18 protein-coding genes are annotated in these 21,034 nt (G+C 37.1%); 8 read left to right on the top strand and 10 right to left on the bottom strand.

Annotation, left to right across the window (positions count from 1 at the left end; all coding sequences use genetic code 11):
• Nucleotides 1-212: 212 nt before the first annotated feature.
• Complete coding sequence (locus tag BGO88_RS07165; RefSeq protein ID WP_286706433.1) at nt 213-938, bottom strand: hypothetical protein; 726 nt, start codon at nt 936-938, stop codon at nt 213-215.
• A gap of 242 nt (nt 939-1,180) precedes the next feature.
• On the opposite strand from BGO88_RS07165, the gene BGO88_RS07160 reads away from it, so the two are divergent.
• The gene (locus BGO88_RS07160; RefSeq protein WP_056067023.1) at nt 1,181-1,879 is read left to right on the top strand and encodes a S24 family peptidase; all 699 of its coding nucleotides are present in this window, start codon (nt 1,181-1,183) and stop codon (nt 1,877-1,879) included.
• 32 nt (nt 1,880-1,911) lie between these two features.
• Here the strand turns inward: BGO88_RS07160 and BGO88_RS07155 are convergent, their stop codons facing one another.
• The 3 genes from BGO88_RS07155 to BGO88_RS07145 all read right to left on the bottom strand — a co-directional run bounded on the left by BGO88_RS07155 (nt 1,912) and on the right by BGO88_RS07145 (nt 6,593).
• Nucleotides 1,912-3,816: a M1 family metallopeptidase gene (locus BGO88_RS07155; protein ID WP_286706432.1), complete on the bottom strand. Its 1,905-nt coding sequence runs from the start codon at nt 3,814-3,816 to the stop codon at nt 1,912-1,914.
• A 58-nt stretch (nt 3,817-3,874) separates the two neighbouring features.
• Complete coding sequence (locus BGO88_RS07150; protein ID WP_056067018.1) at nt 3,875-5,470, bottom strand: S8 family peptidase; 1,596 nt, start codon at nt 5,468-5,470, stop codon at nt 3,875-3,877.
• 265 nt (nt 5,471-5,735) lie between these two features.
• Nucleotides 5,736-6,593, bottom strand: a complete 858-nt coding sequence (locus tag BGO88_RS07145; RefSeq protein ID WP_286706431.1) for an MBL fold metallo-hydrolase — start codon at nt 6,591-6,593, stop codon at nt 5,736-5,738.
• 179 nt (nt 6,594-6,772) lie between these two features.
• Here BGO88_RS07145 and BGO88_RS07140 point away from each other — a divergent pair, with 179 nt between their 5' ends.
• The 5 genes from BGO88_RS07140 (at nt 6,773) to sufD (ending at nt 11,291) form a co-directional block, all read left to right on the top strand.
• Nucleotides 6,773-7,102 (top strand): HesB/IscA family protein, encoded by a 330-nt coding sequence (locus BGO88_RS07140; protein WP_056067012.1) that lies wholly within the window; start codon nt 6,773-6,775, stop codon nt 7,100-7,102.
• A 58-nt stretch (nt 7,103-7,160) separates the two neighbouring features.
• Entirely contained in the window at nt 7,161-8,609 is a 1,449-nt protein-coding gene (sufB, locus tag BGO88_RS07135) for a Fe-S cluster assembly protein SufB (protein ID WP_056067009.1), read from the top strand.
• Between the two features lie 33 nt (nt 8,610-8,642).
• The gene (gene sufC / locus BGO88_RS07130; protein ID WP_056067005.1) at nt 8,643-9,389 is read left to right on the top strand and encodes a Fe-S cluster assembly ATPase SufC; all 747 of its coding nucleotides are present in this window, start codon (nt 8,643-8,645) and stop codon (nt 9,387-9,389) included.
• 112 nt (nt 9,390-9,501) lie between these two features.
• The gene (locus tag BGO88_RS07125) at nt 9,502-9,870 is read left to right on the top strand and encodes a four helix bundle protein (RefSeq protein WP_056067002.1); all 369 of its coding nucleotides are present in this window, start codon (nt 9,502-9,504) and stop codon (nt 9,868-9,870) included.
• 104 nt (nt 9,871-9,974) lie between these two features.
• The gene (sufD, locus tag BGO88_RS07120) at nt 9,975-11,291 is read left to right on the top strand and encodes a Fe-S cluster assembly protein SufD (protein ID WP_056066997.1); all 1,317 of its coding nucleotides are present in this window, start codon (nt 9,975-9,977) and stop codon (nt 11,289-11,291) included.
• A 57-nt stretch (nt 11,292-11,348) separates the two neighbouring features.
• On the opposite strand, the gene BGO88_RS07115 is transcribed toward sufD, so the two are convergent.
• Nucleotides 11,349-12,035 (bottom strand): hypothetical protein, encoded by a 687-nt coding sequence (locus BGO88_RS07115; RefSeq protein WP_286706430.1) that lies wholly within the window; start codon nt 12,033-12,035, stop codon nt 11,349-11,351.
• A 53-nt stretch (nt 12,036-12,088) separates the two neighbouring features.
• The gene (locus BGO88_RS07110) at nt 12,089-13,435 is read right to left on the bottom strand and encodes a serine hydrolase domain-containing protein (protein WP_286706429.1); all 1,347 of its coding nucleotides are present in this window, start codon (nt 13,433-13,435) and stop codon (nt 12,089-12,091) included.
• 160 nt (nt 13,436-13,595) lie between these two features.
• On the opposite strand from BGO88_RS07110, the gene BGO88_RS07105 reads away from it, so the two are divergent.
• A complete protein-coding gene (locus BGO88_RS07105) occupies nt 13,596-15,719 on the top strand; it encodes a TonB-dependent receptor plug domain-containing protein (protein ID WP_286706428.1) in 2,124 nt (707 codons plus the stop codon).
• Between the two features lie 17 nt (nt 15,720-15,736).
• Nucleotides 15,737-16,825, top strand: a complete 1,089-nt coding sequence (locus BGO88_RS07100) for an HmuY family protein (RefSeq protein WP_286706427.1) — start codon at nt 15,737-15,739, stop codon at nt 16,823-16,825.
• A 276-nt stretch (nt 16,826-17,101) separates the two neighbouring features.
• Here the strand turns inward: BGO88_RS07100 and BGO88_RS07095 are convergent, their stop codons facing one another.
• From BGO88_RS07095 to BGO88_RS07080, 4 genes are all read right to left on the bottom strand, one after another.
• Entirely contained in the window at nt 17,102-18,139 is a 1,038-nt protein-coding gene (locus BGO88_RS07095) for a hemin-degrading factor (RefSeq protein WP_286706426.1), read from the bottom strand.
• An 11-nt stretch (nt 18,140-18,150) separates the two neighbouring features.
• Nucleotides 18,151-18,927, bottom strand: coding sequence for a heme ABC transporter ATP-binding protein (locus BGO88_RS07090; RefSeq protein ID WP_056066975.1), 777 nt, complete (start codon nt 18,925-18,927; stop codon nt 18,151-18,153).
• Between the two features lies 1 nt (nt 18,928).
• Nucleotides 18,929-19,963, bottom strand: a complete 1,035-nt coding sequence (locus BGO88_RS07085; RefSeq protein WP_056066971.1) for a FecCD family ABC transporter permease — start codon at nt 19,961-19,963, stop codon at nt 18,929-18,931.
• 79 nt (nt 19,964-20,042) lie between these two features.
• Nucleotides 20,043-20,918, bottom strand: a complete 876-nt coding sequence (locus BGO88_RS07080; RefSeq protein WP_286706425.1) for a heme/hemin ABC transporter substrate-binding protein — start codon at nt 20,916-20,918, stop codon at nt 20,043-20,045.
• Nucleotides 20,919-21,034: the final 116 nt, after the last annotated feature.

Genomic DNA, 21,034 nt, shown 5'->3' with positions numbered 1-21,034 from the left:
AAATTAAAATAAGAATATTTTCTACATTAACATGTTCTTTTCTTCCTCTAAATTAGGTTAAAAATGTTTTGGTTTTAAAAAAACGTAATGAAAGAATGAGAAAGATTCCTAATTGTAACTGAAAGTGGTAAAACAGTTATAGACTTTATGTAATAAAAAAAAAACGTCTTGATTTCTCATGACGTTTTAATATTGTTCTCGCTTCTTTTTACTTACATTTCTTTCAAGAAAATCTCTTTATCTTTTTTTATTTCAAAGATCTTATATATTTCATCTTTATACCTAAACAGGAAGGTGTTATTTATTTCCGATTTTCCATTGATAGTGTATATATAGAAATCATCATCTATTGAATCTTCTTCAAGAATAAGCGCTTCAGAATCTTTCGCGATGAATGGAGAGATGTTTTTGTATACTTCGGTATTAATTCTTTTTGACTCTTTTTTAAGATCTACGGCTGTTAATTCGTAAAGATCATCAAATGTGAAGTATTCAGGCTTGGTTTCTAGAATTACATAGTTACTTTCCGATTTGTAAAATTTTTTAGAAACAATATCTTGCCAGTATATGCTAAGCCTTATTGCTTTCCTACTTCTCCCATCTTCATTATGAAAAACTTCTAACTCTTTATTCGTATGGTTGATATAGTTGAGTTTATTGATATGAAATGATTTTAATTGTGAAATTAGTTTTTCAAAATTGCTTTGTAAAAACTCATTAAATTCTTCTTCGTCAGGCATATAAGTGCCATATCCTTCTGTTTCCTGAGCCATCTCTTGATAAGAAGTATGACTGTAGAAATTTTTATAATCTTTAAAGTTCTTATTATTAAAAAGCTTTTCAATGTTTTTAATATAATTTTTTTCTTCTGATTGTGCTTGTACGCTATTTGAGGAAAATAAGAAGAAGATAAACAAGACTGTTATTGTTCTTTTCATAGTTTGATTTTTATGACCTTGCAATTTAAATAAAAAAAGATTTTGATTAGGTTATAGTATACTATGTTGTTTGTGTAAGACAGTGAATTAAGTAAATAATTTTTTAGGCATTTCATATTATTTTTGTGCTTTTTGACATATTCGTGACTATAATATCTAGAAATACAGGAAAATAATCCACAAGAATCAGCTCAAAAAGATTTTTTTCGTAATTTTGCTCAATAAAATAATATTATAATCGTATGGTTTCAGAAAGAGTAGGAGAATATATGGCTAAAAAAGGCATAAGCTATTATGCTTTTGAAAATAGCATCGGCGCCAGCAGAGGAAGTATTTCTAAAGCTGTTAAAGAAGGAAAAAGTATCGGGTCGCAGGTATTGGAAAAAATTATTTCTGTTTACACGGATTTAAATCCAACATGGCTTCTCACAGGGCAAGGAAATATTTTTGTAGATAACGAAGAAATCCTGAACAACAAGCAGATTGAAATGTACAGGCTAAAGACGGATAGTTTTGTTGAAAATCAACAGATACCGCTGTATGATATTGAAGCTGTAGCGGGGTTGGTACCTCTTTTTCAGGATAGTAAATCGCAGGATCCCATCGATCATATTTCGATTCCGCATTTGCCAAAATGCGATGGTGCGGTATATGTAACGGGAGATAGTATGTATCCGCTTTTGAAAAGTGGCGATATAGTACTGTATAAGGAAATACATGACGTAGCCAATGAGATTTTCTGGGGCGAAATGTACCTCCTGGGAATCGATATGAGCGGCGAAGAGTATGTGACTGTGAAATATATACAGAAATCCGAAAATCCGGGCTGTGTGAGGCTCGTAAGCCAAAACAAACACCATCAGGATAAAGATGTAGAGCTTTCAAAAATAAAAGCGCTGGCACTTGTAAAAGCCAGTATTCGAATTAATGCAATGAATTAAAAAAGGCGGACAATTTTGTCCGCCTTTTTTAATTAGTTTTTCAAGATTTTGCTGTTGTCCGGAATAGGTGCCGGATATGTGTTATTGTCTTTTTTTACATCGGCCATCAGGTTTTCAGGGTCGATTTCAATCTTGCTAATCATTCCCATTCCTTTGTCAATAGTGAATTTCAATGAAGGATATGCCCAATCCCATCCTTTTAAGAATGTTCTTTTTACACCCGGATATGGGTTTTCTTTGATGCCTCTCATCATTTGTAACGGAGCATAGAACGATTCTTTGCTTCCATCTACATAAGTCACCATAATATCCAAAGGCATTGGCATTCTTCCAATTCTTTGCAATACGACTTCTGTTTTTCCGCCAGCATCTCTTACTTCCTTAATTCCGTAGTCGATGGTGTTTGTCGTTTGCGTCCAGTCTACCAGGTACCAATCCAGGTTCATTCCTGAAATTTTTTCTGCGGTTCTTTTGAAATCATTTGGCGTTGGGTGTTTGAATTTGAAGTCTTCATAGAATTTTTTAAGCGTTTTTGCCAGGTTTTCCTGCCCGATAATATATCCAAGCTGCGTCAGGAATAATTCTCCTTTGCTATAAGAAGATATTCCATACACCATATTTTCTTCAAACCGGTCTCCATGAGTGGTCTGTGGTTGCTCTCTTCCGGTTTTAACCATATAGAAATAGTTGGAATAGGCTGAATCGAATGGATTTTTTTCATCTTTACTTGGCAATACTTTAGCCATAGCCAAATCAGAAATGTAAGACGTAAAACCTTCATCCATCCATCCGTGTTTGGACTCGTTTGTTGCCAAAACGTGCTGGAACCAGGAGTGGGCCATCTCGTGAGCAGTAACGCCTACAAGGCTACCGTAGGACCTTTCGCCTGTAATTAACGTACACATAGCATATTCCATTCCGCCGTCGCCGCCCTGAATAACGGAATATTGTTTGTATGGATATGGACCGACATTTTTATTAAAGAAATCCATTAACTCTGCCGTTTTTGGCTGCATTTTTTTCCAGTTTTCTTTAAGTTTTGCTTTGTCTTTGTATAAGAAATGCAATTCCACATTATTTGGACCAGGATAAACATCATGGATATAATCCTTATCTGCCGCCCAACTGAAATCATGAACCATTGGCGCATTAAAATGCCAGGTCAGGGTTTTAACTTTTCGAGGTATTTTTACTTCAACACCTTGATCCTGGTATCCGTATCCAATTTCATTTTTATTCTGAAGATATCCGGAGCCTCCTAAAATGTATTTTTTGTCGATGGTAATTTTGACATCAAAATTCCCCCATACACCGTGAAATTCTCTTCCAATATATGGGTCGGCATGCCAGCCTTCAAAATCATATTCCGCCATTTTAGGATACCATTGCGTCATAGAAAGCGCTACACCTTCTGAACTGTTTCGACCAGAACGGCGAATTTGTTCCGGAACCTGTCCGTCAAAATCCAAGGTGAATTTGGTTTTGCCTTTTGGCGCAATTGGTTTTGCCAGGTCTACTTCCAGGATAGTACCAACAACCGTGGTGGTAGCCGGAACTCCGTCCTGCATAAAATTGGTTACATTCAGGTAGCCAATCTGATTAGGTTTTAAGAGGCTGATTCTACTTTCTGTTTTTTCAACACCACCAGATTTTGTGGTCTTGACCATTCTTTTGTCCGGGTCTACAATAGTCTGTAGTCGGATATCCATTTCGCTTCCGGGTTGGAAGGCGTTGTTGTAAAGGTGGAAAAAGACTCTTTTGAGCGTGTCTGGTGAATTGTTGGTATAGACCAGTTCTTGTTTTCCTTTGTATTGGTATGTTTTTACATCCATGTTCACGTCCATTTTGTAATCGACGTGCTGTTGCCAGTAACCGTTTTGTGCTACCGCACTACCGCAGAAAACTGTAAATACTGAAAGTAGAAATAGTTGTTTCATAAGCATGCAAAATAAAAATGGAAGGGATTTCCCTTCCATTTTGAAAGTTTCCTAGATTTTATTTTTTCGTTTTAGCCATTTTTTCTGCCATAATCAGAGCGTTATAGGCATTAACCATTTTTCCGGATGTTGATATTTTTGAGAACGAACGTTTGTTTGCTTTTTCGCCATTCAGAACCACGTCTATATTGGTTGGAATTCCGGAATCCATTAAGATGTGCTTCACCTGCGAAGCAGTCAGTGACGGATAATACGAACGAATTAAAGCCGCAACTCCGGCAACATTTGGAGCCGCCATTGAAGTTCCCTGTTCGTATTTGTATTCGTTATTTGGATAGGTTGCATAAATTTTAACCCCAGGGGCAAAAACGTCTACGTCTTTGCTGCCATAGTTGGAGAAGTCTGCTACCAGGTTTGTTCCATAGGTAGTGTCTAAGGCACCTACTTTTATTACATTATCTGCAATTTCGCCAGATGCAATACGGTCATTTGGAAAACGCTCTTCTACATCAAGATCGGCACCTTCATTTCCGGCTGCCAAAACAATCAATACGTCTTTGCTTGCGGCATATTTGATGGCGTCATAAACCCATTCTTTATGCGGAGAGAATCCTTTTCCAAAACTTCCGTTGATGACTTTAGCACCATTGTCAACAGCATAACGAATTCCCAAAGCAATATCTTTGTCGTATTCATCACCATCCGGAACGGCTCTGACCGCCATAATAGCAACATTGTTAGCAATTCCATCTCCGCCAAGTCCATTGTTTCTTACCTGAGCAATGATTCCTGAAACGTGTGTTCCGTGTGAAGCGCCTTCTTTTTTAGGCCCTGTTACATTGTTGTTTCCGTGTTTAGAATCGTTTAGGTCATCAATATTGTCGCCTAAAATTTTTCTTCCGTCGTGTTCAAGATTCAGGTTGTAATTCAGCTGATTGTAAATGTGTTCCTGATATTCTTTCAATTCTGACTTGAATTCTGGTCCAGCCTGAGCAATAACAGAAAGCATTACTCTCTTGTATTGACTAACAGTCGGGTCTTTTGATTCTAACGCTTTAAGGTCTTCTAATGTATAGTTTTCCTTTTTTAATTCTTTTTGTATTGTTTTATCGGCATTATTGATGAAATCAAATTGTTGCTTTGATGCCAAAGCTTCCTGATATTCTTTTTCGTAAGCTGCTTTTGCTTTCTTGAAATTTTCAGAACCATCATCACCTTTACGGACAATTCTTGTCATTTCCAAAGTTTCGTTGGTCACATCGCCAAGGAAATTCCATCCGTGAATGTCATCGATATAACCGTTTTTGTCATCATCAATTCCGTTTCCTGGGATTTCTTTCGGATTCGTCCAAATAACTGATTTTAAATCCGGATGTTCAATGTCAACACCAGAATCTACCACGCCCACTATTACTTTCGTGCCTTTTTTGTTTTTAATCAATTCCGCATATGCTTTATCAACGCTCATTCCTGGAATCGTATCTTTTATGATGTCAAGATGGCTCCATCTTTTCAAATCATTTTCTTTAATTTTTGAAGTTTTTAAAGGAAGGTTTTCGATACTTGTAATTGGTGTCATGCTTTTGGAAGCACCACATCCTGATAAAACCAACACTGAAAGCAGTGAAAGGGAGGACAGTTTTAGTATTTTCATTTTCAAAAAAAATTTGATTTCAATTAGTTTGCCAAAAGTACACTGACTTTACCACAAACTTATAAATAATTAACTTTATTTTAGAAAGGTTGATGATTTAAGTTCAATGAATTGGCTTTTAGGAGGATTCAAAATTAATTCATCTATTGTTTGAGCTGATGATTGCAAGAAGTTTTGTGGTTTTTGCTATTTAGCGCCTTTGTAAAAATAATTCCTCGCAAAGACGCTAAGTCACAATTTTATAAGATAGTTTGAAAGATAATTGTTACAGGATTTCTTCACAAGTGAAAACGTCCTTCAAGCGGACACCTTTTTCTGTATTTTCAACGGTTATGATTTGGTTGTGAGCATCGTGCTCTAAAAACAGATAGTAGTTGTTTTCGGCTGCTTCGGTCAGGAACTTTGCTTTTTCAGGTAGTGTCAGGAGCGGACGGGTGTCGTATCCCATGACATAAGGCAAAGGAAGGTGTCCTGCAGTTGGTAATAAATCTGCCATAAAACAGATGGTTTTGCCCTGATATTGAATTTTTGGAATCATCATTTTTTCAGTATGTCCGTCGGCAAAAAAAATATCAAATCCGAGTTCTGATTTTTTCAGTAAATCGCCATCCGGTCTTTTGATAAATTCCAATTGTCCGCTTTCCTGCATCGGGATAATATTTTCAGTAAGAAAAGAAGCCTTTTCTCTTGGATTTGGTTTTGTGGCCCATTCCCAATGGTTGTCATTTGTCCAGAACCTTGCATTTTTAAAAGCGACTTCATAGCCGGTTTTATCCTTATTCCACTGTACGCTTCCGCCACAATGGTCAAAATGAAGGTGTGTCATAAAAACATCGGTAATATCATCACGATGAAAACCATAATGAGACAATGATTTGTCGATAGAATGGTTGCCCCACAGTGAATAATATCCGAAGAATTTTTCTGATTGTTTGTCGCCCATTCCGGTATCAATCAAAATCAGGCGATTTCCATCTTCAATTAAAAGGCATCTTGCGGCAATGTCAATCAGGTTATTTTCATCGGCCGGATTGGTTTTATTCCATATCGTTTTTGGAACTACGCCAAACATGGCCCCGCCGTCTAATTTAAAATTTCCTGCTTCAATTGGATATAATTTCATTTTATGAGGATATAAAGGGTTAAAACTGCTTTTTGTTCGCAAATTACTAAAATCGATTGGCTTTAATGGGCGGAAATAAACTTTTTCTATAGAAACATAGTTAGAAAAATGTTACTGATTATGGAAAAAGCTAAATATGACGTATCTTTGCAAATTAATTAGACTAAATTTAAATCACTATGATAAAGGTATCTGATACAGCAAGTAAAAGAATCATCGATATGATGAATGATGACGGCTTTGATGCTACCAAAGATTACGTTCGTGTGGGCGTAAAAAGCGGTGGATGTTCCGGCTTGTCATATGAGCTGAAGTTTGATAAAGAACTGGGAGAAAACGACAAGGTTTTTGAAGATAATAATGTAAGAATTGCCGTTGAAAAAAAATCATTTTTATACCTGGCAGGAACCACTCTTGAGTTTTCAGGAGGACTGAACGGAAAAGGATTTGTTTTCAATAACCCAAACGCTACCCGAACTTGCGGTTGCGGAGAGAGTTTTTCTCTATAAAAATTAAAACTAACCCTTTCTGGGTTTCAAACCCTGAAAGGGTTGAATTTAAAAAAATATGAGCAAATACACAGAAGACGATTTAAAAATCGAGCTTGAAAATAAAGAATACGAATACGGTTTTTATACTGATATAGAATCCGATACTTTTCCTGTTGGCTTAAATGAAGACATTGTCCGTGCTATTTCGAAGAAAAAAGAAGAGCCGGAATGGATGACCAATTGGAGAGTAGAAGCATTCAGAGCCTGGGAGCAGATGGTTGAACCTGAATGGGCAAATGTTCATTATGAAAAGCCTAAATTTCAGGAAATCTCCTATTATTCAGCACCCTTAAAAAAAGCAAAATACGAAAGCCTTGATGAGGTAGACCCGGAACTTTTGGAAACATTCAAAAAACTCGGAATTTCTATCGACGAGCAAAAAGTACTTGCCGGGGTTGCTGTGGATATTGTCATGGACTCCGTTTCTGTGGCTACGACATTCAAGAAAACGCTGGCAGAGAAGGGAATTATTTTCTGTTCTATTTCTGAAGCGATTAAGGAACATCCTGAATTAGTTCAAAAATATATCGGTTCTGTAGTTCCGCAAAAGGATAATTTCTATGCGGCACTGAATTCGGCTGTTTTTTCAGACGGGTCGTTCTGTTATATTCCAAAAGGTGTTCGCTGTCCGATGGAACTTTCAACTTATTTCCGTATCAATCAGGCCGGAACCGGGCAATTCGAAAGAACTTTGGTTATTGCCGATGAGGGAAGTTATGTTTCGTATTTAGAGGGATGTACAGCTCCATCACGTGATGAAAACCAATTGCATGCTGCGGTTGTGGAACTGATTGCTTTGGATGATGCCGAAATCAAATATTCTACTGTCCAAAACTGGTTTCCAGGTAATAAAGAAGGTAAAGGTGGAGTATACAACTTCGTGACCAAAAGAGGTTTGTGCGAGAAAAATGCAAAAATTTCCTGGACACAGGTTGAAACGGGTTCTGCCGTAACCTGGAAATATCCTTCATGTGTGCTGAAAGGTGACAATTCGGTTGGAGAATTCTATTCTATTGCCGTAACCAATAATTTCCAGCAGGCTGATACCGGGACCAAAATGATTCATTTAGGAAAGAACACCAAATCAACGATTATTTCCAAAGGAATTTCTGCCGGAAAATCTCAAAACAGCTACCGCGGATTGGTTCAAATCAGTTCAAGGGCAGATAATGCCAGAAACTTTTCACAATGCGATTCGCTATTGATGGGAAATAACTGTGGAGCACATACTTTTCCTTATATCGAATCTAAAAATCCGTCGGCTAAAATAGAGCATGAGGCAACGACCAGTAAAATTGGCGAAGATCAGGTTTTCTATTGCAACCAGAGAGGAATCCCTACAGAAAAAGCGATTGCTTTGATTGTAAATGGTTTCAGTAAAGAAGTATTGAATAAGCTTCCGATGGAATTTGCGGTTGAGGCACAAAAATTATTAGAAATATCACTTGAAGGTTCGGTTGGATAATCTTTCAAGACTCTATAAAACACAAAAACAACAATGTTAAGTATAAAAAATTTACACGCTGGAATTGAGGACAAAGACATCCTGAAAGGTATTAATCTTGAAGTGAAAGCCGGCGAAGTTCATGCGATTATGGGACCTAACGGTTCTGGAAAAAGTACGCTTTCTGCCGTAATTGCAGGAAACGAAAATTATGAAGTTACTGAAGGCTCAGTAGAATTGGACGGAGAAGATTTGTCTGATTTGGCACCGGAAGAAAGGGCGCATAAAGGGGTATTCCTTTCTTTTCAATATCCGGTAGAAATTCCGGGAGTTTCTGTAACGAACTTCATGAAAACAGCCATTAATGAATCCCGAAAAGCAAAAGGGCAGGAGGAAATGCCTGCTAATGAAATGCTGAAACTGATTCGTGAAAAATCAGAACTTTTGGAAATTGACAGAAAGTTTTTGTCGCGTTCACTTAACGAAGGATTTTCCGGTGGTGAGAAAAAAAGAAATGAAATATTCCAAATGGCAATGCTAGAGCCGAAACTGGCTATTCTTGACGAAACGGATTCCGGTTTGGATATCGATGCTTTAAGAATTGTTGCAAACGGCGTTAATAAGCTGAAAAGTGAGAACAATGCAATTATTGTCATCACACACTACCAAAGACTCCTGGATTATATCGTTCCGGATTTTGTACATGTTTTGTACAATGGAAAGATTGTAAAATCCGGAGGAAAAGAATTGGCTTACGAACTGGAAGAAAAAGGTTACGACTGGATTAAGGCGGAGAATTAATTTGTCGAAAGTCAGAAAGTCAGAAAGTCAGAAAGTCGAAAGATATAAAGCCGCAAGTCGGAAAGTCTGAAAGGGCTTAAAAAAATAATATACGCCATAAAAACCCATAAAAATGGGAAAATTTAATTCCTTTGAAGAGATTAATTCTTGGCAAAAGTCTAGAATTTTCAATAAAAAAATTTACCTCATTACTGAAGGTGAATTTTTTAAAAAAGACATTGATTTTGTCAGGCAAATACGGAGAGCCTCAATTTCGATTTCATCAAATATTGCAGAAGGTTTTGAACGCAATACAGATAAGGAATTTATATATTTTCTCTACGTTGCAAAAGCATCGGCGGGTGAAGTTCGTTCCCAATTATATTTAGCATCTGACTTAAATTATATAGGAGAAAAAGATTTTGACGATTTACTTTTTGAAATAATTGAAATATCAAAACTCATAAGTGGGTTTATTAAATATTTAAGTCGAAAGTCATAAAGTCGCAAGTTGAAAAAGAGTGCTGATTTTAGATTTAAGAGACAAAAAATAGTTGACAGCGAGAGTCTTTGGACTTTAAGTCTTTCAACTTTAAGACTAAAACAATGGAATTAAAAGAAAAACTAATATCATCTTTTATGGCTTTTGAAGAACGTGTAGATGTTGATTCTGCTCTACATGATGTTCGTACGGAAGCGTTTAAAAATTTTGAAAACAAGGGCTTTCCAACCAAAAAAGAGGAAGCCTGGAAATATACTTCGCTGAGTTCGATTTTGAAAAATGATTTCAGCGTTTTTCCAAAAAAGGAAAATGCGGTAGAATTTTCGGAAGTAAAGAAATTTTTCCTTCATGAAATCGATACTTACAAAGTTGTTTTTGTAGATGGTGTTTTCAGCTCATTTCTTTCTTCTACAACACATGATGGTTTGGATGTCTGCCTGATGTCATCGGCATTGACCAAGCCAAAATACAAGATGGTAATTGATGAATACTTCAACAAGATTGCCAGCAAGGATGAAAGCTTAACTTCATTAAATACTGCGTTTGCCTATGAAGGAGCCTACATCAATATTCCACGAAGTAAGGTAGTAGAAAAGCCTATTGAGATTATCAATTTTTCTACCGGCACGGAAGCTGCATTGCTTGTTCAGCCCAGAAATCTTATTATTGTTGGTGAAAATGCACATGTGCAGATTATTGAGAGACATCAGAGTTTGAATGAAAATCCGGTACTGACTAATTCTGTTACTGAAATCTTTGCCCAGAAAAGAGCGATTGTGGATTATTATAAGATTCAAAACGACAATCTTGAGGCATCGTTGATTGACAATACCTATATTGCGCAGAAAACGCAAAGTAACGCCTCTGTGCATACTTTTTCTTTTGGAGGTAACCTGACAAGGAACAACCTGAATTTCTTCCACCAGGGCGAGCATATTGATTCCACGCTTAAAGGAATTACCATTATTGAAGGAAAACAGCACGTTGACCATTATACTTTGGTGCATCACGCCGCTCCAAATTGTGAAAGCCACCAGAATTACAAAGGAATTTTTGACGATAAGGCTACCGGAGTATTCAACGGAAAGATTTATGTGGAGAAGGAAGCCCAGAAAACAGATGCTTTTCAGCAAAATAACAATATACTTTTAAGCGATAAGGCTTCTATCAATGCAAAGCCACAATTGGAAATTTTTGCAGATGATGTAAAATGCTCCCACGGCTGTACGATTGGCCAGCTTGATGAAAAGGCAATGTTTTATATGCAATCGAGAGGAATTCCTCAAAAAGAGGCAAAAGCGTTATTGATGTATGCCTTTTCGAATGAAGTAATCGAAAGTATCAAGATTCCGGCAATGAAAGCCAGAGTCACTAAGATTATTGCTACGAAATTGGGTGTTAATATGGGATTTGATTTGTAAATCTGAACATATCTAAAAACAAAAAAGGCTTCAAATTATTTTGAAGCCTTTTTTTGTTTAGTATAGCATGAAATTTGTCAATGTTCTTTCTTGTATTGATCCATTGGAAGAAGTGTATTCACGGATTGGCCCGACATCTTTAGCAAGCCAGTATTCTAAATCAATAGGGGTGGTTTGGTTTAAAATCTTGATTTCTACTTTGGTTTTTACTTTGATAACATTCGGATAAGTAGCACCGTTTAACACAACAGTTGAGTTTTTCTCAGTTATAGTACTGGTGTATTTGATAGTGGCAGTGGTTGAAGAATTTTGCCCGTTAACAGAATAGTTAACCCTAGAGGTTACGGTTCCATTCCAGGAAGAATTCGCTTCCAGATGGTCTTTAAAAATCGGGATTTCGTATCCCTGCATATTGATGCTCACCCCATCCTGATTAATATTGGTATCCGCAATTTTCTGGAAATAAGTTGCCCCTTTTTTGGCTACCCAGTTCTGGACACCAAAAACATTGTCGGCATCATCAGACAGCTCATAATAGGGTGTACCGTTAATTGTAGTGACTCCAATCATCCTGAGTTCTGAACTTCCGCTATTGGAACTAAAAGTCCATGTATTGTTTACTTCCATAGGCCAGTAATTTCCCGTTGTTTCGCCTAAAGACGGACTACTGTTGCTGTCATCACTGCTACATGAAGAAGTGAACAACGCTGAAACGAATGCTAATGCTAGAACAAGTTTTTTCATCTGTTATGTTTTTACGAAGATATAATTTTTAAGGAAAAATTTAAGGCAAATATTTATTTGCTGATGCTGCCCAGAATATCCTTCAGCAATTTATTAAAATCAAAAACTTCATCTTCTGTCAGGCCAAAACGTACGATAACCAGATCTTTTGACGGAATGATAAAGATTTTCTGTCCCTGAAAACCACTGGCATAATACAGGTCTTTGGGAGCGTCGGGATATTTGCCGCCGGCATTGAGCCAAAAATGTCCGCCATAACGCCCATTAGAAGTATTGGTTGGGGTTGCAACATATTTAGCCCAGCTTTCATCAAATAGCTGTTCACCATTCCAATTGCCTTTGTGAAGATATAACAGACCAAATTTACCCCAATCTCTGGTGGTTGCCCAGGCATAGGAAGAACCGACATAATTTCCAGTCATATCGGTTTCTACCAACATAGAATCCATACCAATCTTATCGATTAATGAAGAATACCAGAAATCCAGGTATTCTTGTTGTGTTTTGAACTGATTTCTGAGGATTCCGGATAATAAATTTGTCGTTCCGGAAGAATAATTCCAGCTTTCATTTGGTTGACCCACCAAAGGCTTTTCTCTTTGTACTTTTGACATGTCTTCGGCCTCAAACAACATAAGGGTTGCATCACAAATCTTGTCATATTTCTCTTCCCATTCCAAACCTGAATTCATATGAAGCAGGTCGTTTATGGTAATTTTAGAACGTTTGTCGTTTTTCCATTCTGCAATTGGCGCCGGACTATTGATATCTATTTTTCCCTGTTTTTGCAAAATTCCGAAGTAAGTGGCTGTCAGGCTCTTGGTCATCGACCAGCCCAAAATCATAGAATTCTTATCAAAACCGGAATCATATTTTTCTGCAATAAGTTTGTCTTTATATAAAATAAGGAGTGAGCGGGTTCTTTTGTTTTTTTCGCCTTTTTTATCAAAAGCACCTTCTACAGCTTTTTCTAATTTAGAATAATCAATAGTAGCGAAAATAGTGTCTTTCGGTTCGTTATTTCCAAAAGGATAGGGAAGATTACTATTCAACTTAATCCTTTTTGGAACCAGGTAAGGCTTTGAAAGGTCAAAATCATTATTAATTAATGTAACACCAAGACCTTCCCGATAAATTGCCTTACGCTCTTTTAAACCATAAACTGAAGTTGTGGCATAGTGTTCTTTTTCGTTAATCGTGTTGCTTGCCAGGTTGATGAGTTTGATATCATTGTCTCCCGATTCAATCATTTGCTGGGTTCGATGGCCAATAAAGTAACCGGAAGCAATGCTTTTTGCTGAAAATCCCGATATCAGGTCCAGCTTTGGATAATTCGTGAATCCCAAATACACAATCATTATCGCTAAAAGAATGCCTGCTATTTTAAGTTTTTTCTTCATGAAAGTTCTTGATTTTGGTAAATTTAAGAAGAAAATCATTATCAGAATGCTCTGAAATGAACAGCGCGATATTTTTATTTAGAATTAGTAAAAATAATTTGCATAAACCGGAAAGCCTCCCTAGATTTGCAATTTAGAATTAATCTAAAGATGAATTGTAATGCAGATTTATACTAAGGCTTATATTTCCTTATCTCTTTTTCTTTCTTTTAGTGCTTTTTCACAAGAAAAGTTTCAAGATACCACAAGCACCAGTCAACTTGAAGAAGTAGTTGTTACCGGTCAATTTGAGCCGCAATCCATAAACAAGTCGGTTTTTAATGTCAAAGTAATTACAAGTCAGGATATTCAAAATCTGGCTGCCAATAATTTAGGTGATGTTCTCAACCAATATCTGAATATCACAGTAAGACCTAGCGGAAGTGACGGGCGCTCAACAGTTTCTCTTTTTGGTTTAGATGCACAATATTTCAAAATTCTGGTAGACAACGTTCCATTGGTGAATGAGGCCGGTTTAGGGAATAATATTGACTTGTCTCAAATAAATCTTAACGATATTGAACAGATAGAAATTATTGAAGGTTCGATGGGAGTTACTCACGGAGCCAATGCAGTAAGCGGAATTTTGAATATTATAACAAAAAAGAATTCTACTCATAAGTGGTCAATTTTTGCCACTGCACAAGAAGAAACGGTAAATAATGAGTTTGCATTATTTGATAAGGGAAGACATATCCAATCCTTAAAAGTTTCTCACAAGCTTTCTGAAAACTGGTTTGTTTCTTTAGGAGGAAACAGAAATGATTTTCAGGGATATTTAGGAGAAAAGGAAGGGCCTAACCATGTTGAAAACGACGGACTAAGAGGATATAATTGGTTGCCTAAAGAACAGATAAATTCCAACGCATTGATAAGCTATTCAAAAGATGATTTCAGAATTTTTTACAAGTTTGAATACTTAGATGAAAAGGTAGAGTTTTTTAATAGTGTAGTCCAATCTGGTTTTAATACGCAACTCGGTTCATATCGTTACTCCGATGATAAGCGTTATTTTACAGATAGATATTACCATCATTTAAATGGTGTTGGGAAATTGTTTTCGAAGTTGCACTATAATGTTTCCGTTTCTCATCAAAAACAAGCAAGAAACGTTGAGGATTTTAGAACACTCATTGTTTCAAAAAATGAGTTAAATAATGTAGAAGTAAAGGATCAGTCAATGGAAGTGCTCTATTCGACCGGAACTTTGAGCAATTTTTTTACCAATGACAAAGTCGACTTGCAAATAGGTTATGAATTGGTAAACAATCAGGGCTTTTCACTCGTGCAAGAAGAAAACAATAATGTTTCTCCTGTCAGAAAGAGACTTGAAAATTATGACTTTTTCGTGTCCTCAGAAATTAAGGCCACTGATAGGTTTTCAGTCCGTCCGGGATTACGATTTTCTTCACAATCCCGATTTGAAAACCAATATGCTTCTTCTTTGGGATTACGATATCTATTTGATAAAGGAATAGAAGTTCGCGGTTCGCTTGGAAAATCGTTCAGAACTCCAACTTTTGAAGAGTTATATTCTAAACAAATTTTTGACGGACACCATTTTACCGGAAATGAAAATCTTAAGCCGGAAACAAGTACATCATATGAAGTAAGTTTTAAGAAAATATCTTATCTGGATTCAAATTTCCGACTTTCCAATATGTTAACGGCAAGTTTTTTAGATGTTGATGACAGAATAGATATGGCTTTTGTGAGATTCAATGAAGGAAGCGGCATTCCTGAATATGAATATATCAATATCAGCAAGTACAAGATGTGGAATGCTTCTACAAACCATCAGTTGAAAGGTGAAAATTTAGTTTTGAATTTTGGGGCTTCAATTGTTGGAATTTCACAGGTAATCAAAAACCAGATTTTTACCTCTGATGATAAATATCTCTATTCTTTTAACCTAAATGCTAGTGCCTCCTATACCGTTCCAAAATGGGCAACAACGTTTTCTGCCTATTATAAATATAACGGAAAAACACAACAGTTTGTTGAGAGCACCTCTCAATATGTAATTTCTGATATTGAGGCAAGCAACTGGTTGGATGCTTCTATAAGAAAATCCTTTTTCAAAAATAAATTTGATTTGACAATTGGTGCCAGAAACATACTGGATGTAACCAATGTTAACCAAAGCAGAACCAACGAAGGTGCAGGACACGCGGTAACATCAAGTGTAATGTTGGCTTATGGAAGATCTTATTTTGCTAAACTAACGTATAATCTTAATTTTTAATTATAAATCATAATACAATGAAAAAAACATTTTTATTTCTTTCAATTGCAGCTTTAGTCATGGCTTCATGTTCAAGCGATGATGATTCTCCTAAAACGGAAGTTCCATCAGTTGGAGATGTTCTACAGCCAACGGTAGGTGGTCCTAACCAACCAAATCAAGTATTTGTAGATTTGAGTACAGGCTCTTCAGAATCAGTAAACAGAGCTTCTTGGGATCTGGGTTTTTCTTCAGGTTCTGATTTTAGAGTAGCCATCAACGGATCTCTAAAAATGGCTGTAAAAAAATTAGAAACAACAGATATTACATTGCCACAAACAGCTGATACAGACGTTGCAGTTGGTGGTGGAACGACATTGGCGTCTAACGGTTATGTTGATAATCCGACCGGAGTTTTGGCCGGAAACGGTTCAGGAATTGGTACTGCGATTGCAGAGGTTTCTGCAACTGATTCCCAAAACAAAGTATATCTTGTAAATCTTGGCTTCGCTGTTTCAACAGTAGTACCAAGCGTTGGTTCAGTAAGTACAGATGGTGATGCAAGAGGATGGAAAAAAGTTAGAATTTTAAGAAACGGTAACGGATATAAAATTCAGTATGCTGACTTAGCTTCTCAAACTTTCCAGGAAAAAACTATTACTAAGAATGCAGATTACAACTTCACATTTTTCAGCTTAACATCAGGAAATACTGTAGCTGTTGAGCCTGTTAAAACAAAATGGGATTTGAACTTTACAACTTTTACTAACTACCTGAATATGGGTGGTGGTGAAGTAACATACGGATATTCAGACTTTATTGTTACTAACATGAAAGGTGGAACAAAAGCATACCAGGTTTTAAATGCTGATGGAGTAACTTATGAAAACTTCACTTTGGCTAATGTAGTAGAAACTAACTTTACAGTTTCAGCAACAGATCAAAGAATTATTGGTTCAAACTGGAGAAGCGGTGGAGGTCCTTCTTCATTACCAAGCATCAGAACAGATCGTTTTTATGTAATAAAAGATGTTGCTGGTAACTACTATAAAATTAAATTCCTGGCAATGACAAACGATGCAGGAGTTAGAGGTTTCCCAACTTTTGAATATAAATTGCTACAATAATTAATACAAAACCGGACAATGTCCGGTTTTTTTATGGAAACAATCGTCAGGAAGAAATCAATACAGGAAAAATACTAGTAAATTTAAGTATATTTTAAACCGAGCCAATGGCTCGGTTTTTTTGTTTTTAAGCTGTTTTAAGCCTAATAAATGAGCAAACGCTTATTTGGGAGGTTTTCGTTCATTAAAACAAACAAAAACAGGGTTTTTGTCCATAAAAAAACCTGCCATCTGTTTCAGATGGCAGGCCGGATAAAATATATTAAACTAAGTAACCTACAAAGCAGCTACCAGATCTTTCCATTCTTTTAATTCAGGAATACCCGGTTTTCTTTTTCCGAAAAACTGAACGATGATATCACCCATTTCGTTGAATACTTCAATAGCGGTAACTTCACCATCTTCTGTTGGTTTTCTTACAATCCATGTCTGGGCAATTTTAGACATATCCAGGTGCAAATTGAAATCTGGGTCCATTACGTTGAACCAGTCACCATGCCACATTGTTTTTCTTACCAAACCAGTGTGGATTTGAATGTTTCCTCTGTTTCCTGTAAACACCATGATTGGCAGTTTGCTTTCAGCAGCGCCTTCAAGCATTTTTACGATTACACCTTTTTCTACTTTTTTAGCGAAGTTTTCGTTTGGAGCCAAACGCAATGCCTGCGTTCTTGTCACTCCAAATTTGCGAAGCATACCAAAGAACTCGTGTGTGTCTTTCAGGTTTTCCCAAGCCGTTTGGAAACCGGCAACATCAATATCAGCATCTGCTTTTTCATCAATGTTTAGAGGCACTTCAATTGCAGATTCTTCCGCTGCCTGGTCGTCAGACTTGTATTTAGCAACTAATTCATCAAAAGCAGCTTCGTTGCTGTCTTTTGTCAGATAAATTTTGTGTATAGCCAGGCCATCCTTTCCAAAGAACTGAAGGCTTTTTCTGTCTCCGTGTTCTGATTTCTCTTCCACAGCAAAAGCTTTAGCCCAATGTCCTAAAAAGATACGCAAATCGATATCTTCACCTACAAACAGTCCTGCATGCGGAGAGCTGAAATCAGGGTTAAGATAAATTCCTTTTCTTTCGTGAACGCACTCTTCGTTGCGTGTCAAAGCCATTACTTTTCCTAGTTTTTCAACGTCAGTCAGTATTGCAGCAAATTCCGGACGAAGCCTTGTTACGGTTTCTCCTACTTGTGTAGCCAGCAATTCTGCCTCGCTTACGCCTAGTTTTTCAGCAGCATTGCGGATTCTTAAATTTGGGTTTTCAGCTTTCAGCTTATCCCATTGTGACTTCAGGTTGTTTGTTAATGTATCCATCTGTGTAACTATTATGTTCCAAAAATTATTAAAGGGTTTTGATTTACCGGATTAAGGCAAATCGTGCAAGGAAAATTATACACCTTGCTTATGATTTCTTTTGTAAAGACTTTTTCAGGTTTGTCATGGCTTACGATTTTTCCTTTTTTCAAAAGAAGTACCTGATCTGCAAATTGTGCTGCCAGGTTCAAATCGTGTAATACGACTACGGCCGTATTGCCCAGTTCTGTAAAGTTTTTGATTGTATGTAATATTCTGTGTTGGTGTAGCACATCAAGATTATTGAGAGGCTCATCCAGAAACACGAGCTTATGGGCAATATTATTTTCCAGTTGGGCAAGTACTCTGGCCAGGTGAACGCGCTGTCTTTCACCTCCGGAAAGTGTATTGTAATCTCTGTCTTTCATTGAGAGAACGTCGGTTTCTTCCATTGATTTCGTTACGGCATCCAAATCGGTTTGGTGAGGTACGGAGTTGAAATACGGATAGCGCCCCATCATCACTACATCGGTTACGGTTAAAGGAATGTCATTGCTGTTCTGCTGTGAAAATTTTGCCTTATGCAGCGGAAGTTCTTTTTGGTCCCATTCCTCAAAGGTTTTTTTCTTGAACATGATAGGCTCATCGCCATGTTTCATTTCATTAGCCAACATGCTCAGGAGTGTTGATTTTCCGGCACCATTTGGTCCTACTATGACAAGCAATTCGCCATAATTTACAGAAACGTCGATGTTTTCCAGGATGGAAAACTTTTTATGTGCATATGATATCTTACAGGCTTCTAACATATTACATCGATTTTTTACTGCGAATTAAAATAGCGATAAAGATTGGTGCTCCCATAAACGCGGTCAGTATTCCAATTGGGATTTCTGAAGGTGCGGCAATGGTTCTGCTTATCGTGTCTGCTGTAAGTAATAAAATACTTCCAAAAATGGCCGACATTGGCAGGATGATATGATAATTCGACTTAAAAATTAATCTCAAAATATAAGGAACAATCAGGCCTACAAAGCCGATGTTTCCTGAAAAGGCAACACAGGTCCCAACCAGCAAAGCAGTCAGGATAATGATTCTCTTTTTGATTTTTTCAACCGGAATTCCCAAATGTTGTGCGTCTCTTTCGCCAAGCATCATAGCGTTTAGCGCTTTTCCTTTGGTAATCAGGAGAGAAAAAGCGATAATAATTACGACCGCCAGGATGGCATTTTTGGTCCAGGTAGCACCGCCCAGACTTCCCAAATTCCAGAATGTCAGGTCCCTGAGTTCTTCTTCTTTCGAAAGATAAATCAGGAAACCTGTGGTGGCAAATGCCATTGCGGTTATTGCTACTCCTGAAAGAAGCATAACAACTACATTGGTTTTTCCATTGGAGGTTGAAATCCTGTAAACGATGGTCATGGTCAACAAGGCGCCTAAAAATGCGGCTATACTTAACATCGAGAAGTGAAATACTTCAGGAATATAAGGTTTGATATGGCTTCCAAGAACAATTGAAATCGCACCGAAAAGTATCGCACCGGATGTAATTCCAATAAGGTCCGGTGATGCCAAAGGGTTTTTGAACATTCCCTGAAGGCAGGTTCCTGAAACTGACAATGCACTTCCAATCAGAATTGCCATTACTATTCGCGGCAATCTCAAATCCATCAGGACAAATTTGTCACTTTCCGGAATGGAATTGTCATTGTTGATAAGGGCCTTAAAAATCTCAAAGAACGAATGCTTTTCAAATTCGTAAACTCCCATATATAAGGCTGCCGTTGCCAAAATCAATAACAACAGCAGACTTAAAACTATATATAACGGTAATTTATTTTGCATTATAATTAATTCTTCCCCTATGGGATTGGCGGCATTTTATTTCCTGTCCGTTTTTGCGACAGGTTTAAAGGCTTTTAGTTTATTTTGTTGCTTTAATCAATTCCGCATTCAATGCTGCGGCTCCTTCGCCAACACGAGGTCCGAAACCGGAAATCAGGGCGCCATCTAAAGCAATAATCTTTTTGTTTTTCCCGGCATTTGTTTTTTCAACACCTTGAATTTTAAGCAATCCGTCAACACCACCAAGGCTTTGTAAACCTGTCGTAAACAATAAGATTACATCCGGATTTCCTTTGATTAAAGATTCCGGAGTTAAAGGTTTGAAGTCATCAAATTCAGTAACTGCATTTTGTCCGCCAGCCAGAGCAATTGTCTTCTCAACAGGAGTGTTTTTCCCGGCAACCATTAAAGTTCCGGCACCTCTGGCGTAGATAAACAATACTTTTGGAGCTTTAGCGATAGGTTGTATTTTTGCCAAATCAGCATCTACTTTGTCTGTCAGGGCTTTAAAGTCTGTGTTTTTGATAATCCCGGCAACATCCGCGATTAATTTTTTTGTTCCTTCCGGAGAAAAATCCTGTGTCAGGATATGAGCTTCGATTCCAGCAGCTTTGATTTTATCTGCCAGTTCAGGACTCATGTCTTTATCAGTTCCTATGATTACTGTTGGTTTCAAAGCAACAATTGATTCAATCGTAATGGAGCGAACGTGGCCCAGGTCTTTGGCAGTTGTTTTAACTGTTTCAGGATAAGTTGAGGTTACATCAACACCCACTATTTCTTTCTCATGACCCAAAGCAGCAATAATTTCAGTTACGGCTCCGTTTAATGAGACAATTTTTAGGGCTTCGGTTTTTTCAACCGGAGTTTCTTCTTTCTTAGTTTCTTCTTCTTTTTTACATGAAGCGACTGCTAATGAAACAATTGCAAGGACAAGGACACTTATTTTTTTCATTGTAGTTGAGTTTGTTATTTTAAATAAATCTAAATTAACGGCAAAACTATAACTATTTTTGAAGCCTTGAAAGTAAAAAATCTTAAAAGTTTCCTTAAATTACTGTAAAGCTATAT

It is taken from the genome of Flavobacterium sp. 38-13, assembly GCF_001899155.1.
Taxonomy (GTDB): domain Bacteria; phylum Bacteroidota; class Bacteroidia; order Flavobacteriales; family Flavobacteriaceae; genus Flavobacterium; species Flavobacterium lindanitolerans.
Note: the sequence above shows the minus strand (reverse complement) of the source record. Positions and strands in the feature narration are given on the sequence as shown.

What these genes read in the sequence shown, in the direction of transcription:
- BGO88_RS07100 (WP_286706427.1), top strand. Translation starts at nt 15,737, where the DNA reads ATGAAAAAAACATTTTTATTTCTTTCAATTGCAGCTTTAGTCATGGCT.
- BGO88_RS07155 (WP_286706432.1), bottom strand. Translation starts at nt 3,816, where the DNA reads ATGAAACAACTATTTCTACTTTCAGTATTTACAGTTTTCTGCGGTAGT.
- sufB (WP_056067009.1), top strand. Translation starts at nt 7,161, where the DNA reads ATGAGCAAATACACAGAAGACGATTTAAAAATCGAGCTTGAAAATAAA.
- BGO88_RS07150 (WP_056067018.1), bottom strand. Translation starts at nt 5,470, where the DNA reads ATGAAAATACTAAAACTGTCCTCCCTTTCACTGCTTTCAGTGTTGGTT.
- sufD (WP_056066997.1), top strand. Translation starts at nt 9,975, where the DNA reads ATGGAATTAAAAGAAAAACTAATATCATCTTTTATGGCTTTTGAAGAA.
- BGO88_RS07145 (WP_286706431.1), bottom strand. Translation starts at nt 6,593, where the DNA reads ATGAAATTATATCCAATTGAAGCAGGAAATTTTAAATTAGACGGCGGG.
- BGO88_RS07105 (WP_286706428.1), top strand. Translation starts at nt 13,596, where the DNA reads ATGCAGATTTATACTAAGGCTTATATTTCCTTATCTCTTTTTCTTTCT.
- BGO88_RS07140 (WP_056067012.1), top strand. Translation starts at nt 6,773, where the DNA reads ATGATAAAGGTATCTGATACAGCAAGTAAAAGAATCATCGATATGATG.
- BGO88_RS07160 (WP_056067023.1), top strand. Translation starts at nt 1,181, where the DNA reads ATGGTTTCAGAAAGAGTAGGAGAATATATGGCTAAAAAAGGCATAAGC.
- BGO88_RS07115 (WP_286706430.1), bottom strand. Translation starts at nt 12,035, where the DNA reads ATGAAAAAACTTGTTCTAGCATTAGCATTCGTTTCAGCGTTGTTCACT.
- BGO88_RS07110 (WP_286706429.1), bottom strand. Translation starts at nt 13,435, where the DNA reads ATGAAGAAAAAACTTAAAATAGCAGGCATTCTTTTAGCGATAATGATT.
- BGO88_RS07085 (WP_056066971.1), bottom strand. Translation starts at nt 19,963, where the DNA reads ATGCAAAATAAATTACCGTTATATATAGTTTTAAGTCTGCTGTTGTTA.
- BGO88_RS07165 (WP_286706433.1), bottom strand. Translation starts at nt 938, where the DNA reads ATGAAAAGAACAATAACAGTCTTGTTTATCTTCTTCTTATTTTCCTCA.
- BGO88_RS07125 (WP_056067002.1), top strand. Translation starts at nt 9,502, where the DNA reads ATGGGAAAATTTAATTCCTTTGAAGAGATTAATTCTTGGCAAAAGTCT.
- BGO88_RS07090 (WP_056066975.1), bottom strand. Translation starts at nt 18,927, where the DNA reads ATGTTAGAAGCCTGTAAGATATCATATGCACATAAAAAGTTTTCCATC.
- BGO88_RS07095 (WP_286706426.1), bottom strand. Translation starts at nt 18,139, where the DNA reads ATGGATACATTAACAAACAACCTGAAGTCACAATGGGATAAGCTGAAA.
- BGO88_RS07080 (WP_286706425.1), bottom strand. Translation starts at nt 20,918, where the DNA reads ATGAAAAAAATAAGTGTCCTTGTCCTTGCAATTGTTTCATTAGCAGTC.
- sufC (WP_056067005.1), top strand. Translation starts at nt 8,643, where the DNA reads ATGTTAAGTATAAAAAATTTACACGCTGGAATTGAGGACAAAGACATC.